The sequence below is a fragment of the Pseudomonas sp. PME37.24/025 genome (genome assembly GCF_055556615.1).
In genome coordinates this window covers 207,802-223,009 of sequence record NZ_JBVHNK010000011.1, presented here as the reverse complement: position 1 = coordinate 223,009, position 15,208 = coordinate 207,802, and the positions used below count along the sequence as shown (strand labels likewise).

Below are 15,208 nucleotides of genomic sequence, written 5' to 3'. Positions count from 1 at the left end.
AAAACTCAAACCCTGGAATCAGGCCTTGGCCAACCAATCGCGGTCTTGCAGGAAGTACTCGGTCAGGCGCGCTTCTTCACTGCCCGGCTCGGCTTTCCAGTCGTAGGCCCAGCGCACTTGCGGTGGCAGCGACATCAGGATCGATTCGGTACGCCCGCCCGATTGCAGGCCGAACAACGTACCGCGGTCATAGACCAGGTTGAACTCGACGTAACGACCACGGCGAAACTCCTGGAATTCACGCTGTTTTGCCGTGAACGCATCATTCTTGCGGCGCTGCACGATTGGCAGGTACGCGTCGATAAACGCATCGCCGATGGCGCGCATGAAGGCGAAGCTGGTATCGAAGTCCCACTCGTTCAAGTCATCGAAAAACAGACCGCCGATGCCTCGCGGCTCGTGGCGATGCTTGATGTGGAAGTAACTGTCGCACCAGGCTTTGTAGCGCGGGTAGACGTCCGGGCCGAACGGCGCGCAGGCCTGTTCGGCGACGCGGTGCCAATGCACGCAGTCTTCTTCATTACCGTAATAAGGGGTCAGGTCAAAGCCGCCACCGAACCACCAGACCGGCTCTTCACCTTCTTTTTCAGCGATGAAAAAGCGCACATTGGCGTGGGACGTCGGTACATTCGGGTTGTGCGGGTGAATCACCAACGACACGCCCAAGGCTTCGAAGCCTCGACCGGCCAGTTCTGGCCGATGAGCGCTGGCGGAGGGTGGGAGACCGCTACCAAAGACGTGGGAAAAGTTAACGCCGCCCTTTTCGATGACCGCGCCGTTTTCGATCACCCGGGTGCGACCGCCACCGCCGGCAGGCCGGGTCCAGGCGTCTTCGACGAAATGCGCGCCGCCGTCTTCAGCTTCCAGGGCAGCGCAAATGCGGTCTTGCAGGTCGAGCAGGTAGGCTTTTACGGCCTCGGTGCGGGTCGTCATGTCATCACCTTGAATCGGGCAAAGCTACGCGGCGCTCCATCGGAGCGGGGGCCGGCGCAAATGGGCCCGTAGCATAACATCGCAGGCGAGCCTGCCGCAGTTGACGAAGATCAAGCTTGGGAGTTCGATAGGGCGCTTGGCGCTACAACTCTAGAAGCCAAGACCTAAGGAGAGAGCAGATGGCAAAACGTATCCAGTTCCGCGCCCATGGCGGCCCCGAAGTGCTCGAATACGTGGACTACCAACCCGCCGAGCCCGGCCCGCTGCAGGTACGCGTGACCAACAAGGCCATCGGCCTGAACTTCATCGACACTTATTACCGCAGTGGCCTGTATGCGCCGCCTGCCTTGCCATCGGGCCTGGGCGCAGAGGGCGCGGGCGTGGTCGAGGCGGTGGGCAGCGAAGTCACCCGCTTCAAGATCGGCGATCGCGTGGCGTACGGCAGTGGCCCATTGGGCGCTTATAGCGACGTTCATGTATTGCCGGAAGCCAATCTGGTACATCTGCCAGACGCCATCAGCTTCGAACAGGCCGCCGGCGTAATGCTCAAAGGCCTGACCGTGCAGTACTTGCTGCGTCAGACGTATGAACTCAAGGGTGGCGAAACCATTCTGTTCCACGCAGCAGCCGGCGGCGTCGGTTCCCTGGCCTGCCAATGGGCCAAGGCCTTGAATGTGAAACTGATTGGCACGGTCAGCTCACCAGAGAAAGCCGCACTGGCGAAAGCCAATGGCGCCTGGGCGACCATCGATTACAGCCATGAAAACGTCGCACAACGCGTGCTGGAATTGACTGACGGTAAAAAAGTACCGGTGGTGTACGACGGCGTAGGCAAAGATACCTGGCTGACGTCACTCGACAGCGTCGCGCCTCGGGGGCTGGTGGTGAGTTTCGGTAATGCATCAGGCGCAGTGGATGGAGTGAATCTGGGGATTCTCGCGGGGAAGGGTTCGCTGTACGTGACCCGACCGACCCTGGCGACCTACGCCAACAACGCTGAAAACCTGCAAAGCATGGCCGATGAGCTGTTCGAGATGATCATCAGCGGCAAGTTGAAGGTGGACATCAGTCAGCGCTATCCATTGGCTGACGCGGCGAAAGCACAGACCGAATTGTCGGCGCGGCGCACGACAGGGTCTACCGTTTTGTTGCCTTGAGGACGCCATCGCGGGCAAGCCCGCTCCCACAGGATTTCGGTCGTTCACATTATTCGTATACGACTCGGATCTGTGGGAGCGAGGCTTGCCCGCGAAGAACGATGACGCGGTCTAATCCGGGCGCACAACGTGGCCGGTGGCCAGATCGCGAATCACGCTCGGATTCTTCCGTCCACCCAGATTGCCACCCAGCACCCAATCAACCTGCCCACGGAAATACTGCTCCACGCGAATCCGCGTCCGCGCCGCCGGCCGCCCCTGAGGGTTGGCCGAGGTTGAAACCAACGGCCCGACCAACGCACACAAATCCCGCACCAGTGGGTGATCGCTCACCCGCAACGCCACTGTTTCATGCACACCGGTAATCCACTGGGGCAACAGATTCTGATGCGGCACCAGCCAGGTGTTGGGCCCCGGCCAGGTGCTGGCCATGCGGTCCATCCACAATTCAGGGAAGTCTTCGAAGAGGAAGTCGAACTGGCGAATATTGTCGGCCACCAGAATCAGGCCTTTATCCACAGACCGTCCCTTGATCAGCAATAGACGGTCTACCGCCTCTTCGTCCCACGGGTCGCAACCCAGGCCCCAGACAGCTTCGGTTGGATAGGCAATGACCGCCCCAGCGCGAATTTCTCGTGCGGCTTGTTGCACACGCCAACTGTTGACCATGAAAGACTCTCCGGAATAAGGCTCTGCGCAGTTTACCGATCTTCCATGCAAAACCTAGCGTCCCCGCGCAAGCCAGCGGCCGCTTTCACAGACCGCACGGCCGTCCATTTCCAGCTCCGTCAGCGCTGCCAACACTTTCGACAACGCCCAGCCGCTGGTGATCGACAAGGCTTCGCTGGTATGGGGCGCCGCGTGGAGCAATATGAGCAACGGATGAGTCTCTGCAGTCTGCGGCGTTTCTGTGGATAACGGCAGCCGTTGCCAGCCGCGCAAGGCTTCGAGGATGTGCTCGATGGTTTCCACCAGCACCGCACCGTCGCGGATCAGTTGATGACAACCCTTTGCGCCAGGGTGATGGATCGACCCTGGAATCGCATACACCTCACGCCCCTGTTCCGCCGCTAGCCTGGCGGTGATCAGTGAACCACTGGCAATGCTCGCCTCGACCACGAGCACGCCGAGGGACAAACCGCTGATGATTCGATTGCGCCGGGGGAAGTTGCTGGGGGAAGGGCCGGCGTCCAGCGGGAACTCCGAAAGTACTGCGCTTCCCGAAGCGATCATGGCGTCCGCCAACCGCCGATTGCGCTGTGGATAAAAATTTTCCAGCCCCGTGCCAAGTACACCGACCGTTTGTCCGCCAACGTCCAGAGCCGCCTGATGCGCCGCAGCATCGATGCCCAGGGCCAGACCACTGGTGATAACAAAACCAGCACCCGCCAGAGTGCGGGAAAACGCGGTGGCGGTGTCCATGCCCGGTCGCGAAGCACGACGGCTGCCGACCATCGCCAGCTGTGGTTTTTCCAGTATGCCCGGATCGCCCGCGACGAATAGCAGAGGTGGCGCATCACTGATTTGCGCCAGCAACGCGGGGTAGTCAGGTTGGTCCCACATCAGTAAATGCTGGCCCGGGCGCTCTAACCAGGCCAATGCGTGACTGGCGCCGTCACGGATTTCAATAGAGCGCCGGGCTTCCGCACAAGCGAATGGCAGGCCCAATGCACGCCAGGCGCTGGCCGGTGCGCTGATGGCTTTGGAAGCAGAGCCGAAGGTCTCAAGCAATTTCTTGAAACGCACAGGACCGAGTTCCGGCAAACGGTGCAGGCGTAAACGGGCTTCCAGTTCCGCAGGGGAAACGGACGTACAGGCAGACAGCGACATGGATCATCCTTGATCGTTATATAGTCCCGTCGAATCGGGAATAAGCTGTGGATAACTCTGTTGGTAACTTGTGGAGCGTGTTAAGGATTTCGCACTTTGTCCATCACCGCCAAGGAGCGCGATGCGTTAAGGACAAGCCCGTAACTGAGCTTGTCGTAAGTGCGGAAGACCATCAGCAAACCGGCCCGCTCGTCGGGAATTTTCAATGGCTGGCCGGTGATCCGGTCACGCACGGTTTCACCGGTTTTCATCACCACCAGCACATTGCCTTCGGCCAGGCCATCGCGCTGCCCCTTGTTCAGCGTGACGACATCCAGCGCGCCGATCTGGGTCACCCCACGCGGTACATCGATAATCAAGCCGTCGATATCGGTAGTTGGCGCACTGGGCATGAAGGTCGAATTGATCGAGCGCTCTTCGCCGCCGAACAACCGGTCGCCGAGTCGCACTTCCTGAGTGGTGCGTTGCAGGGCCAGGGTGGCGACGTCGCCTTCAGTGGCAATGATCTCGCCGCCACCGATGTCGTCGGCGTTGATCCCCAGAAACTCCTTGCTCTGCGGATCGGTGTAGACCTTGCCCTGACGGAAGATGCCGTACACCGGTTGTGCCGGGTCGAAATGGCCACGCGCGAATATTCGATCACCCGTACCGCTGAGCACCCGTTCGGCATCGCCAGCGACGATGTAGGGCGCCTTGTCGAAATCCTCTGCCTTGTCGACGATGCGGTTGCTCAGCAGAAAGCTGTTGATTGATTTCAGCGGAATGCTCGGAATGGCATCGGCCACCGGCGAGCTGCGAATTCGTGGCGAAAGCTTGATGGTGCCCCGTGAAGCGCCGCGATTGAGGGTCAGGCGTGGCTGACCGTTGACGTAGACCAGCGACAGCGTATCGCCGGGATAGATGAGATTGGGGTTTTCGATCTGTGGATTGGCCTGCCAAAGCTGCGGCCATTCCCACGGTTCACGCAGATATTTGGCGGAAATGTCCCAGAGTGTGTCCCCTGCCACCACAGTGTATTGCTGTGGAAAACCTTCCCTGAGTTGCACTTGCCCGTGCGCAAAACCGGCCGAGGCCAGAAGGAGCAAGGCGAGTAGTGATTTCCTCATGCGGTGAATCCCTTTATTATGTACGTTCGCGTGAAACGCCAGAGCCCTCGTGGCTCGCTCCCGGCTCATTATTGAAAAGCCGGAAGCTACGTTCACAACGGTAGCCTGCATCCTCGGACTCGCCAGGCCATCGACCCGACTTTACCTCACACGTGCAGCAATTGAGCTTATGGCCATTTTAGACATCCTCGAATTCCCCGACTCGCGCCTGCGCACTATCGCCAAACCAGTGGCTGTAGTGGACGACGAAGTGCGTCAGTTGGTCGATGACATGTTTGAAACAATGTATGAAGCGCCAGGCATCGGCCTCGCCGCGACCCAGGTCAACGTGCATAAACGCATCGTCGTGATGGACCTCTCCGAAGACCGCAGCGAACCACGGGTGTTCATCAACCCCGAGTTCGAAGTCCTGACCGACGAAGTGGACCAGTACCAGGAAGGCTGCCTCTCGGTGCCGGGTTTCTACGAAAACGTCGACCGCCCGCAAAAGGTCAAGATCAAGGCCCTGGACCGCGACGGTCAACCGTACGAACTGGTCGCCGAAGGCCTGCTCGCGGTATGCATCCAGCATGAATGCGACCACCTCAACGGCAAATTGTTCGTTGATTACCTGTCTACGCTCAAACGCGACCGGATCAAGAAGAAACTGGAAAAGCTCCATCGCCAGAACGCTTGATGCCCTTCTTTCAAAGGCTTGCCGCGGCAAGCCTTTTTCTTTTCAAGACGCTTTGTAATTGAGAGCTTTCATGACTGAGCCACTGCGCATTGTCTTTGCCGGTACCCCGGAATTCGCCGCCGAACACCTCAAGGCCCTGCTCGACAGTCCTTACGAGATCATTGCGGTCTACACCCAACCGGACCGTCCGGCGGGCCGTGGGCAGAAGCTGATGCCGAGCCCGGTCAAGCAGTTGGCGTTGGAAAACAACATCCAGGTGTTGCAACCGCCGACCCTGCGCAACGAAGACGCTCAGGCTGAACTCGCCGCATTGAAACCGGATTTGCTGGTGGTGGTCGCCTACGGCCTGATCCTGCCGCAAGTGGTGCTGGATATTCCGCGTCTGGGTTGCATCAACAGCCACGCTTCATTGCTGCCACGCTGGCGCGGTGCGGCACCGATCCAGCGCGCCGTTGAGGCGGGCGACAGCGAAAGTGGCGTGACCGTGATGCGCATGGAACTGGGCCTCGACACCGGGCCGATGTTGCTCAAGGTCACCACGCCGATCAGCGCCGAAGACACCGGCGGCAGCCTCCATGATCGCCTCGCAGAGATGGGCCCACCGGCCGTGGTTCAGGCGATTGCCGGCCTGGCTGCAGGTACTCTGGAAGGCGAAGTGCAGGACGACAGCCTCGCCACCTACGCACACAAATTGAACAAGGACGAAGCGCGCATCGACTGGAACCGCCCGGCGGTTGAACTGGAGCGTCTGGTTCGTGCCTTCAACCCATGGCCGATCACCCACAGCACGCTGAACGGCGAAGCGCTGAAAGTGCTAGCCGCAAGCCTCGCCGAAGGGCAGGGCGCGCCGGGTGAAATCCTCAGTGCCAGCAAGGACGGCTTGGTCGTCGCCTGCGGTGAACAGGCGCTGTGCCTGACCCGTCTGCAATTGCCCGGCGGCAAGGCGCTGAACTTCAGCGACTTGTTCAACAGCCGCCGTGAGAAATTCGCCGTCGGCACCGTTCTCGGTCAAGCGGCGGACGCTCAATGAATCCACGTCTGGCCGCCGCCAAGGCACTTGCTGCTGTTCTTAACGGAAAAGCCTCACTCAACAGTTCCCTGCCGACGCAAATGGACAAGGTCGAAGACCGCGATCGCGGCTTCACCCAGGACCTGGCGTTCGGCACGGCTCGTTGGCAGCCACGTTTGTCGGCGCTGGCGGCCAAGTTGCTGCAAAAGCCGTTCAAAGCAGCCGATGCCGATGTCGAGGCGCTGTTGCTGGTCGGCCTCTACCAACTGCTCTACACCCGGGTTCCAGCCCACGCTGCCATCGGCGAAACCGTCGGTTGCGCCGACAAACTGAAAAAGCCGTGGGCCAAAGCCCTGCTCAACGCCGTGCTGCGCCGCGCCCAACGGGAAAGCGAAGCGCTGCTGGCCGAGCTGGAGCACGACCCGGTGGTGCGCACCGCTCACCCGCGCTGGCTGCAAAAATCCCTCAAAGCCTTCTGGCCTGAGCAGTGGGAAGCTATCTGCGCGGCGAACAACGCTCACCCGCCGATGATTTTGCGGGTCAACCGTCGCCATCACACCCGCGATGCTTATCTTGGGTTGCTGAGTCACGCCGGCATCGCTGCCAAGCCCTGCGTTTACAGTCAGGACGGCATCATCCTCGACGCAGCAGCCGATGTGCGCAGCCTCCCGGGTTTCGCCGAAGGCTGGATCAGCGTGCAGGACGAAGCCGCGCAACTGGCCGCCGATCTGCTGGACTTGGCGCCAGGCCAACGGGTGCTGGACGCCTGCTGCGCACCGGGCGGCAAAACCTGCCACATCCTTGAGGCCGAGCCCAAACTGGCCGGCGTGGTGGCTGTGGATCTGGAAGCCAAGCGTCTGGTGCGGGTGCGGGAAAACCTTGCACGCCTGGGCTTGAGCGCCGAACTGATTGCCGCCGACGGCCGCGACACCGCGACCTGGTGGGACGGCAAGCCATTCCAGCGCATTCTGCTGGACGCGCCATGCTCGGCCACCGGGGTGATCCGTCGTCATCCGGACATCAAACTGACCCGCCAACCCGATGACATCGCCGCGCTGGCGGTGCTTCAGGGCGAGCTGCTTGATGCCATGTGGATAACGTTGGAAGTGGGCGGCATTCTGCTTTACGCCACTTGCTCCACGCTGCCGACCGAGAACACCGAAGTCATCGAAGCGTTCCTCGCACGCACGCCGGGTGCCCGTGAACTCGATATCGCCAGTCAGGCCGGCATCAAGCAGCCCCATGGTCGCCAATTGCTGGCCCAGGAAGGAGGCCACGACGGGTTCTACTACGCCAAGCTGATCAAGATTGCCGCCGCGCGCGGTTAACCGGTTTTAAGGGAGTGACTGGATGAAAATCATCATCCTCGGCGCAGGGCAGGTCGGCGGTTCGCTGGCGGAACACTTGGCCAGCGAGGCCAACGACATCACCGTGGTCGACACCGATGGCGAACGCCTGCGCGACCTCGGCGATCGCCTGGATATCCGCACCGTACAGGGTCGCGGTTCGCTGCCGACTGTACTGCGTCAGGCCGGTGCCGACGACGCCGACATGTTGGTTGCAGTGACCAACAGTGACGAAACCAACATGGTGGCCTGTCAGGTCGCTCACACCTTATTCCACACGCCGACCAAGATCGCCCGGGTCCGCGAAGCCGCGTACCTGACCCGCGCCGAACTGTTCGACAACGAATCGATTCCGGTCGACGTGCTGATCAGTCCGGAGCAAGTCGTTACCAATTACATCAAGCGCCTGATCCAGCATCCGGGGGCGTTGCAGGTAATCGACTTCGCCGAAGGCAAAGCACAGCTGGTGGCAGTGAAAGCCTATTACGGCGGTCCGCTGGTGGGTCAGCAACTGCGACAGCTGCGCGAACACATGCCGAATGTCGAAACCCGCGTTGCGGCGATTTTCCGTCGAGACCGGCCGATCCTGCCCCAGGGCAATACGGTGATCGAGGCCGACGATGAAGTGTTTTTCATCGCCGCCAAAGCGAATATTCGCGCGGTGATGAGCGAAATGCGCCGCCTCGATGAGAGCTACAAACGCATCGTCATCGCCGGCGGCGGGCAGATTGGCGAGCGTTTGGCCGAGGCCATCGAAAGCCGCTATCAGGTGAAGATCATCGAGATGAACCCGGCCCGCTGCCGCCACCTCTCGGACACCCTCGACAGCACCGTGGTGTTGCAGGGCAGTGCCTCCGACCGCGATTTGCTGATGGAAGAGAACATCGCCGACGCCGACATCTTCCTGGCGCTGACCAACGACGACGAAGCCAACATCATGTCGTCGCTGCTCGCCAAGCGTCTGGGCGCGAAGAAGGTGATGACCATCATCAACAACCCGGCCTACGTCGACTTGATCCAGGGCGGCGACATCGACATCGCCATCAGCCCGCAATTGGCGACCATCGGCACCTTGCTGGCCCACGTGCGGCGCGGCGATATCGTCAGCGTGCACTCATTGCGTCGAGGTGCGGCGGAAGCCATCGAGGCCATCGCCCACGGTGATGCGAAGTCGAGCAAGGTAATCGGCAAAGCCATCGAAAACATCGGCCTGCCGCCGGGGACCACCATCGGCGCGATCATCCGCGACGAAGAAGTGATCATCGCCCACGACAACACAGTGATCGAAGCCGGCGACCATGTGATTCTGTTCCTTGTGGATAAAAAGCATATTCGGGATGTGGAAAAGCTGTTCCATGTGGGGTTGAGCTTTTTCTGATCCGGCATTTGCAGTGGCTGGACGGGCCTCTTCGCGGGCAAGTCGGATCGCCGCACCGCCGCTCCCACAGTGTTTTGCAGTGAACACATATCTTGTGTACGACCGAGACTCCTGTGGGAGCGGGCTTGCCCGCGAAAGCAATCTCAAGAACAAACAGGCATCCCTGAATAACCTCAATAAGGAATCCACCATGATCGAATCCCTGGAAAAAATGCTCGCCAAGGGTGTGGATAACTCACTGCTGCGCTTCGGCCTGGGCAAGGGTTATCTGGATCTTGGTGAAAATGCCAAAGCCGCAGAGCATTTCCAGCGCTGCGTCGAGTTCGATCCGAAGTATTCGGCGGCCTGGAAGCTATTGGGCAAGGCCCATCTGGCGTTGGCGGATTACGCGGCGGCGCGTCAAGCCTGGGAGCAGGGCCTGGAAGCCGCACGCGCCCATGGCGACAAGCAGGCCGAGAAGGAGATGACGGTGTTTCTGAAAAAGCTTGAGCGTCAGATCTGACACAAAACCCTGTGGGAGCGGGCTTGCTCGCGAAAGCGGAGTGCCAGCGAAGATGAAGTCGACTGACACACCGTCTTCGCGAGCAGGCCCGCTCCTACAAGGGACCACGTGTGTCTCAATACCAGCGTTCTTCGCCCGGCGGACGCTTCTTGAAGCGTTTCATACTCCACATGTACTGGCTCGGATAAGCCCGCACATAGCGCTCGACCACCTGGCTCATGGCCGCGCAGGAGGTTTCGGTATCGGTGCTGTACATGGCCTCGGGGGCAGCTTCGAGGATCACTTTGTAACCTGAACCATCCGGCAGCCGCAGGGCATGCAGGAACACGCCAACCGCTTTGCCGCCGGCCAGCATGTTCGGGACGAATTTACTGGTCAGGGCCTGAGTGGCGAAGAACGGCACGAAGATCCCGGCGGATTCGGCCGGTTCCGGGTCAGCCGGAATGCCCACTGCACCACCTTTTCGCACTTCCTTGATCACGCTGAGGATGCCTTCCTTGGTGGAAGCGGCCACCCGGTTACCCAATTGCACCCGCTGCTTGCGCAGCAACTCATCCACCGCCTTGAGCTTGGGTGGACGATAGAAAATGATCGGTTTGCACTGGTTGCAATAGAAGTGGTTCAACACTTCCCAGTTACCCAGATGGCTGGTGATGCCGACCACGCCTTTGCCGGATGCCAACGCCTCTTTCAAAACGTCGAGACCTTCGACTTCGCGCACCAGATCAATGGAACGCTGAGCCGGCCAGATCCACGCGCAAGCGCTCTCGGTCAGGGATTTGCCAATGTCTTTCAGGCTCTGGCCCACCAGACGCTCGCGTTCGGCAGGGTCCATCTGCGGAAAGCACTTGGCGAGGTTGATCCGCACCACGTCGCGGGAACGGTTGGGGGTTTTCCACATCACCCAGCCAATGGCCGAGCCCACCGCCTGCACTGCCCGCCACGGCAGCAGGGCAAACAAACGCAGAGCGCCTACCAGCAAGGCGCCTTTCAACTTATCCACAGGTCACTCCTGATCTTGTGCTGTGCGCGAGGCGGCTATTCTAACCGCCGTTCGCCAAGGTGGCGTAGCGATCGCAATCGCGAGTGTGGTCCATGACCATGCCCGAAGCCTGCATCAACGCGTAACAAATGGTCGGGCCGACGAACGTGAATCCGGCTTTTTTCAGGCCTTTGCTCATCTCGACGGCGACCGGTGTCACGGCCGGTACTTCGCTGCGATCCTTGAAATGATTGATCACAGGCGTTCCGCCGACGAACGACCAGAGAAACGCCACCGGGTCCTCCAGCGCCAGCCAGGCCTGGGCATTGCGCCGGGCGGCATTGAGTTTGAGGCGATTGCGGATGATCCCCGGATCGAGCATCAATTCATCGATTTCCGCATCGCTCATCTGTGCCACGCGCTGTACGTCGAAGCCAAACAGCACCTCGCGATAACGCTCTCGTTTGCGCAACACAGTGATCCAGGAAAGCCCGGCCTGGAACCCTTCGAGCAAAAGCAACTCGAACAAACCCTGCGCATCGCGTAGCGGCGTGCCCCACTCCTGATCGTGATAAGCCATGTACAGCGGATCTTCGGTACACCAAAAGCAGCGTGGCATAAGGCTCCAGGGGGCGTGCGCAGGACCGAATCGGGTATACTCCCGCTCTTTAAATCGCAGCCCAAGAAACAGGTGAATTTCGTGAGCCAGCCTACGCCAGCCGTGCGTACCTTCCAAGACTTGATCCTCGCCCTCCAGCAATACTGGGCCGAGCAAGGTTGTGTGGTACTTCAGCCCTACGATATGGAAGTAGGCGCCGGCACTTTCCACACTGCCACGTTCCTGCGCGCCATTGGCCCGGAAACCTGGAACGCCGCTTATGTGCAGCCCAGTCGTCGCCCGACTGACGGCCGCTACGGCGAAAACCCGAACCGTCTGCAGCACTACTACCAGTTCCAGGTCGTGCTGAAGCCGAACCCGGATAACTTCCAGGAACTGTACCTGGGCTCTCTCAAGCACGTCGGCCTGGACCCATTGGTCCACGACATTCGCTTCGTTGAAGACAACTGGGAATCGCCAACACTGGGCGCCTGGGGTCTGGGCTGGGAAGTCTGGCTCAACGGCATGGAAGTGACGCAGTTCACTTACTTCCAGCAAGCGGGCGGCATCGAATGCTATCCGGTGACCGGCGAGATCACTTACGGTCTGGAGCGTCTGGCCATGTACCTGCAAGGCGTGGACTCAGTCTACGACCTGGTCTGGGCTGACGGTCCGTTCGGCAAGGTGACCTACGGCGACGTGTTCCACCAGAACGAAGTGGAGCAGTCGACCTACAACTTCGAACACGCCAACGTCGAGAAGCTGTTCGAGTTGTTCGACTTCTATGAAAGCGAAGCCAAGCGCCTGATCGAACTCGATCAGCCATTGCCGTTGCCGAGCTACGAAATGGTGTTGAAGGCTTCCCACACCTTCAACCTGCTGGATGCGCGCCGGGCGATCTCGGTGACCGCGCGTCAGCAATACATCCTGCGTGTACGCACCCTGGCGCGTTCCGTTGCGCAAGCCTACCTGCTGGCTCGCGCCAAGCTGGGCTTCCCGATGGCGACCCCGGACCTGCGTGATGAAGTACTGGCCAAGCTGGAGGCTGCACAATGAGTGCTCAAGATTTTCTGGTTGAATTGGGCACCGAAGAACTGCCACCCAAAGCCCTGAACACCCTGGCCGAAGCGTTTATGGCCGGGATCGACAAAGGCCTGCAAGCTGCTGGCCTGAACTACGAGACCAAAACCGTCTACGCCGCGCCACGTCGTCTGGCCGTGCTGATCACCGCGCTGGCGACCCAGCAGCCGGATCGCAGCATCAACCTCGACGGCCCGCCGCGTCAGGCCGCGTTCGATGCCGAAGGCAACCCGACTCAAGCAGCCTTGGGCTTCGCCAAGAAGTGCGGCGTCGACCTGAGCGAAATCGATCAGAGCGGTCCGAAACTGCGCTACAGCCAAAGCATCGCCGGCAAGCCGACCGCGAGCCTGATGCCAACCATCGTCGAAGATTCCCTGAACGACCTGCCTATCCCCAAGCGCATGCGCTGGGGTGCTCGCAAGGAAGAATTCGTTCGCCCGACTCAATGGTTGGTGATGCTGCTCGGTGACCACGTCATCGACTGCACCATGCTTGCCCAAAAGGCCGGCCGCGATTCCCGTGGTCACCGCTTCCACCATCCTGAAAGCGTGCGCATCACCTCGCCGGCCAACTACCTGAGCGATCTGCGTGCTGCCTATGTGCTGGCCGATGCCAACGAGCGTCGCGAGCTGATCAGCAAGCGCACCGAAGAACTGGCGACGCTGCAGGAAGGTACGGCGATCGTGCCACCGAGCCTGCTCGACGAAGTGACCGCACTGGTTGAATGGCCGGTGCCGCTGGTGTGCTCGTTCGAAGAACGTTTCCTCGACGTGCCGCAAGAAGCGCTGATCACCACCATGCAGGACAACCAGAAATATTTCTGCCTGCTGGATGCCGACGGCAAGTTGCTGCCTCGTTTCATTACCGTGGCCAACATCGAAAGCAAAGACCCGCAGCAGATCATCGCCGGTAACGAGAAAGTGGTTCGCCCACGCCTGACCGACGCCGAGTTCTTCTTCAAGCAAGACAAGAAGCAAAAACTCGAAGACTTCAATCTGCGTCTGCAGAACGTGGTGTTCCAGGAAAAACTCGGCAGCGTCTACGACAAGGCCGAACGTGTTTCCAGACTCGCCGCATTCATCGCTCAACGCATTGGCGGTAACGCCGCATGGGCTTCCCGTGCAGGCCTGCTGTCCAAGTGCGACCTGGCGACCGAGATGGTCGGTGAGTTCCCGGAGATGCAAGGTGTCGCCGGTTACTACTACGCCCTCAACGACGGCGAGCCGGAAGAAGTCGCACTGGCGCTGAACGAGCAGTACATGCCGCGCGGTGCCGGCGCTGAACTGCCGACCACCCTGACCGGTGCGGCCGTGGCCATCGCTGACAAGCTCGACACACTGGTGGGTATTTTCGGTATCGGCATGCTGCCAACCGGGAGCAAAGACCCGTATGCCCTGCGCCGTGCAGCGCTGGGTGTATTGCGCATCCTGATCGACAAGAAGCTCGACCTCGACCTGAACGACGCCGTGGCGTTTGCCGTGAATGCGTTCGGTACCAAGGTCAAGGCTGCCGGCCTGAATGACTCGGTGCTGGAATTCATCTTTGATCGTCTGCGTGCCCGTTATGAAGACGAAGGCGTTGATGTCGGGACTTACCTGTCGGTACGTGCCCTGAAACCGGGTTCGGCGCTGGACTTCGATCAGCGTGTACAAGCGGTAGAAGCGTTCCGCAAATTGCCGGAAGCCGCTGCCCTGGCCGCCGTGAACAAGCGTGTTTCGAACTTGCTGAGCAAGGTCGAAGGCTCTGTTCCTTCGGTCGTTGAAGCCAAGTACTTCGACAACGCCAACGAGTTCTCCCTGTACTCGGCGATCCAGCAAGCTGACCAGGCTGTGCAGCCAATGGCGGCGGCCCGTCAGTACAGCGAATCGCTGGCACGTCTGGCCGCTTTGCGCGAGCCAGTGGATGCGTTCTTCGAAGCGGTGATGGTCAACGCTGAAGACGCCAAGGTGCGAGCCAACCGTTATGCGCTGCTGGCGCGTCTGCGTGGGTTGTTCCTGGGCGTCGCCGACATTTCGCTGCTGGGCTAAGGGGTTGCTGTTGAAACTGCTGATTCTCGATCGGGACGGAGTGATCAATTACGACTCCGACGCGTACATCAAGTCGGTGGAGGAGTGGATTCCGCTCCCCGGTTCGATCGAAGCGATCGCGCAGTTGAGCAAGGCCGGCTGGACGGTGGCGGTCGCTACCAACCAGTCCGGCATCGCTCGCGGCTATTACGACATCGCCACCCTGGACGCCATGCACGCTCGTTTGCGCGAGCTGGTGGCGGAGCAGGGCGGTGACGTCGGGCTGATCGTCTATTGCCCGCACGGGCCAGATGATGGCTGCGATTGCCGCAAGCCAAAACCCGGGATGTTGAAAACCATCGCCGCGCATTACAACGTTTCGCTGACGAATCTATGGTTCGTCGGCGATACTCTCGGTGACCTGGAAGCCGCCAGAGCCGTCGACTGTCAGCCAGTTTTGGTAAAGACAGGGAAAGGCGAAAAGACTCAGAGCAAAACCCTGCCGGCGGGCACCTTGATTTTTGACGATCTGGCGGCGATTGCCGCGGAACTTATCCATCACTAAGGCTCTTCTGAACATCCTGGCCAAGGACTGATCGGGAGTG

At 60.2% G+C, this 15,208-nt stretch carries 15 protein-coding genes; 9 read left to right on the top strand and 6 right to left on the bottom strand.

Annotated features, from left to right (window positions below; translation table 11 throughout):
* Positions 1 to 18: 18 nt before the first annotated feature.
* Entirely contained in the window at positions 19 to 933 is a 915-nt protein-coding gene (gene hemF / locus ACZ3HH_RS20935; protein ID WP_465807290.1) for an oxygen-dependent coproporphyrinogen oxidase, read from the bottom strand.
* A 179-nt stretch (positions 934 to 1,112) separates the two neighbouring features.
* Between hemF and ACZ3HH_RS20930 the strand changes: the two genes are divergently transcribed.
* Positions 1,113 to 2,090 (top strand): NADPH:quinone reductase, encoded by a 978-nt coding sequence (locus ACZ3HH_RS20930; protein WP_465807288.1) that lies wholly within the window; start codon positions 1,113 to 1,115, stop codon positions 2,088 to 2,090.
* 111 nt (positions 2,091 to 2,201) lie between these two features.
* On the opposite strand, the gene tsaC is transcribed toward ACZ3HH_RS20930, so the two are convergent.
* From tsaC to ACZ3HH_RS20915, 3 genes are all read right to left on the bottom strand, one after another.
* A complete protein-coding gene (gene tsaC, locus ACZ3HH_RS20925; RefSeq protein ID WP_223489481.1) occupies positions 2,202 to 2,759 on the bottom strand; it encodes an L-threonylcarbamoyladenylate synthase type 1 TsaC in 558 nt (185 codons plus the stop codon).
* Positions 2,760 to 2,813: 54 nt separating this feature from the next.
* On the bottom strand, positions 2,814 to 3,920 hold the full coding sequence (dprA, locus tag ACZ3HH_RS20920) for a DNA-processing protein DprA (protein WP_465807286.1): 1,107 nt from the start codon (positions 3,918 to 3,920) through the stop codon (positions 2,814 to 2,816).
* Between the two features lie 80 nt (positions 3,921 to 4,000).
* Positions 4,001 to 5,026 (bottom strand): LysM peptidoglycan-binding domain-containing protein, encoded by a 1,026-nt coding sequence (locus tag ACZ3HH_RS20915; RefSeq protein WP_237885787.1) that lies wholly within the window; start codon positions 5,024 to 5,026, stop codon positions 4,001 to 4,003.
* 169 nt (positions 5,027 to 5,195) lie between these two features.
* Here ACZ3HH_RS20915 and def point away from each other — a divergent pair, with 169 nt between their 5' ends.
* The 5 genes from def (at position 5,196) to ACZ3HH_RS20890 (ending at position 9,937) form a co-directional block, all read left to right on the top strand.
* Positions 5,196 to 5,702, top strand: a complete 507-nt coding sequence (def, locus tag ACZ3HH_RS20910) for a peptide deformylase (RefSeq protein ID WP_465807284.1) — start codon at positions 5,196 to 5,198, stop codon at positions 5,700 to 5,702.
* Between the two features lie 70 nt (positions 5,703 to 5,772).
* Entirely contained in the window at positions 5,773 to 6,732 is a 960-nt protein-coding gene (gene fmt, locus ACZ3HH_RS20905; RefSeq protein ID WP_465807282.1) for a methionyl-tRNA formyltransferase, read from the top strand.
* Positions 6,729 to 8,039, top strand: a complete 1,311-nt coding sequence (rsmB, locus tag ACZ3HH_RS20900) for a 16S rRNA (cytosine(967)-C(5))-methyltransferase RsmB (protein WP_465807280.1) — start codon at positions 6,729 to 6,731, stop codon at positions 8,037 to 8,039. Before fmt ends, rsmB begins: the two co-directional genes overlap by 4 nt.
* Before the next feature lie 22 nt (positions 8,040 to 8,061).
* Positions 8,062 to 9,435 (top strand): Trk system potassium transporter TrkA, encoded by a 1,374-nt coding sequence (trkA, locus tag ACZ3HH_RS20895; RefSeq protein WP_465807278.1) that lies wholly within the window; start codon positions 8,062 to 8,064, stop codon positions 9,433 to 9,435.
* Positions 9,436 to 9,625: 190 nt separating this feature from the next.
* Positions 9,626 to 9,937 carry a tetratricopeptide repeat protein gene (locus ACZ3HH_RS20890; protein WP_305424399.1) on the top strand — a complete coding sequence of 104 codons (312 nt, stop codon included), beginning with the start codon at positions 9,626 to 9,628 and terminating at the stop codon, positions 9,935 to 9,937.
* Between the two features lie 115 nt (positions 9,938 to 10,052).
* Here the strand turns inward: ACZ3HH_RS20890 and ACZ3HH_RS20885 are convergent, their stop codons facing one another.
* Complete coding sequence (locus tag ACZ3HH_RS20885; protein ID WP_465807275.1) at positions 10,053 to 10,940, bottom strand: lysophospholipid acyltransferase; 888 nt, start codon at positions 10,938 to 10,940, stop codon at positions 10,053 to 10,055.
* Between the two features lie 40 nt (positions 10,941 to 10,980).
* Positions 10,981 to 11,538: a DNA-3-methyladenine glycosylase I gene (gene tag, locus ACZ3HH_RS20880; RefSeq protein ID WP_007902964.1), complete on the bottom strand. Its 558-nt coding sequence runs from the start codon at positions 11,536 to 11,538 to the stop codon at positions 10,981 to 10,983.
* 81 nt (positions 11,539 to 11,619) lie between these two features.
* Between tag and glyQ the strand changes: the two genes are divergently transcribed.
* The 3 genes from glyQ to gmhB are packed head-to-tail and all read left to right on the top strand — an operon-like array spanning position 11,620 to position 15,168.
* Entirely contained in the window at positions 11,620 to 12,573 is a 954-nt protein-coding gene (gene glyQ / locus ACZ3HH_RS20875) for a glycine--tRNA ligase subunit alpha (RefSeq protein WP_003213601.1), read from the top strand.
* Complete coding sequence (gene glyS / locus ACZ3HH_RS20870; protein ID WP_465807272.1) at positions 12,570 to 14,624, top strand: glycine--tRNA ligase subunit beta; 2,055 nt, start codon at positions 12,570 to 12,572, stop codon at positions 14,622 to 14,624. Before glyQ ends, glyS begins: the two co-directional genes overlap by 4 nt.
* Before the next feature lie 4 nt (positions 14,625 to 14,628).
* Complete coding sequence (gene gmhB, locus ACZ3HH_RS20865) at positions 14,629 to 15,168, top strand: D-glycero-beta-D-manno-heptose 1,7-bisphosphate 7-phosphatase (RefSeq protein ID WP_465807270.1); 540 nt, start codon at positions 14,629 to 14,631, stop codon at positions 15,166 to 15,168.
* Positions 15,169 to 15,208 lie beyond the last annotated feature (40 nt).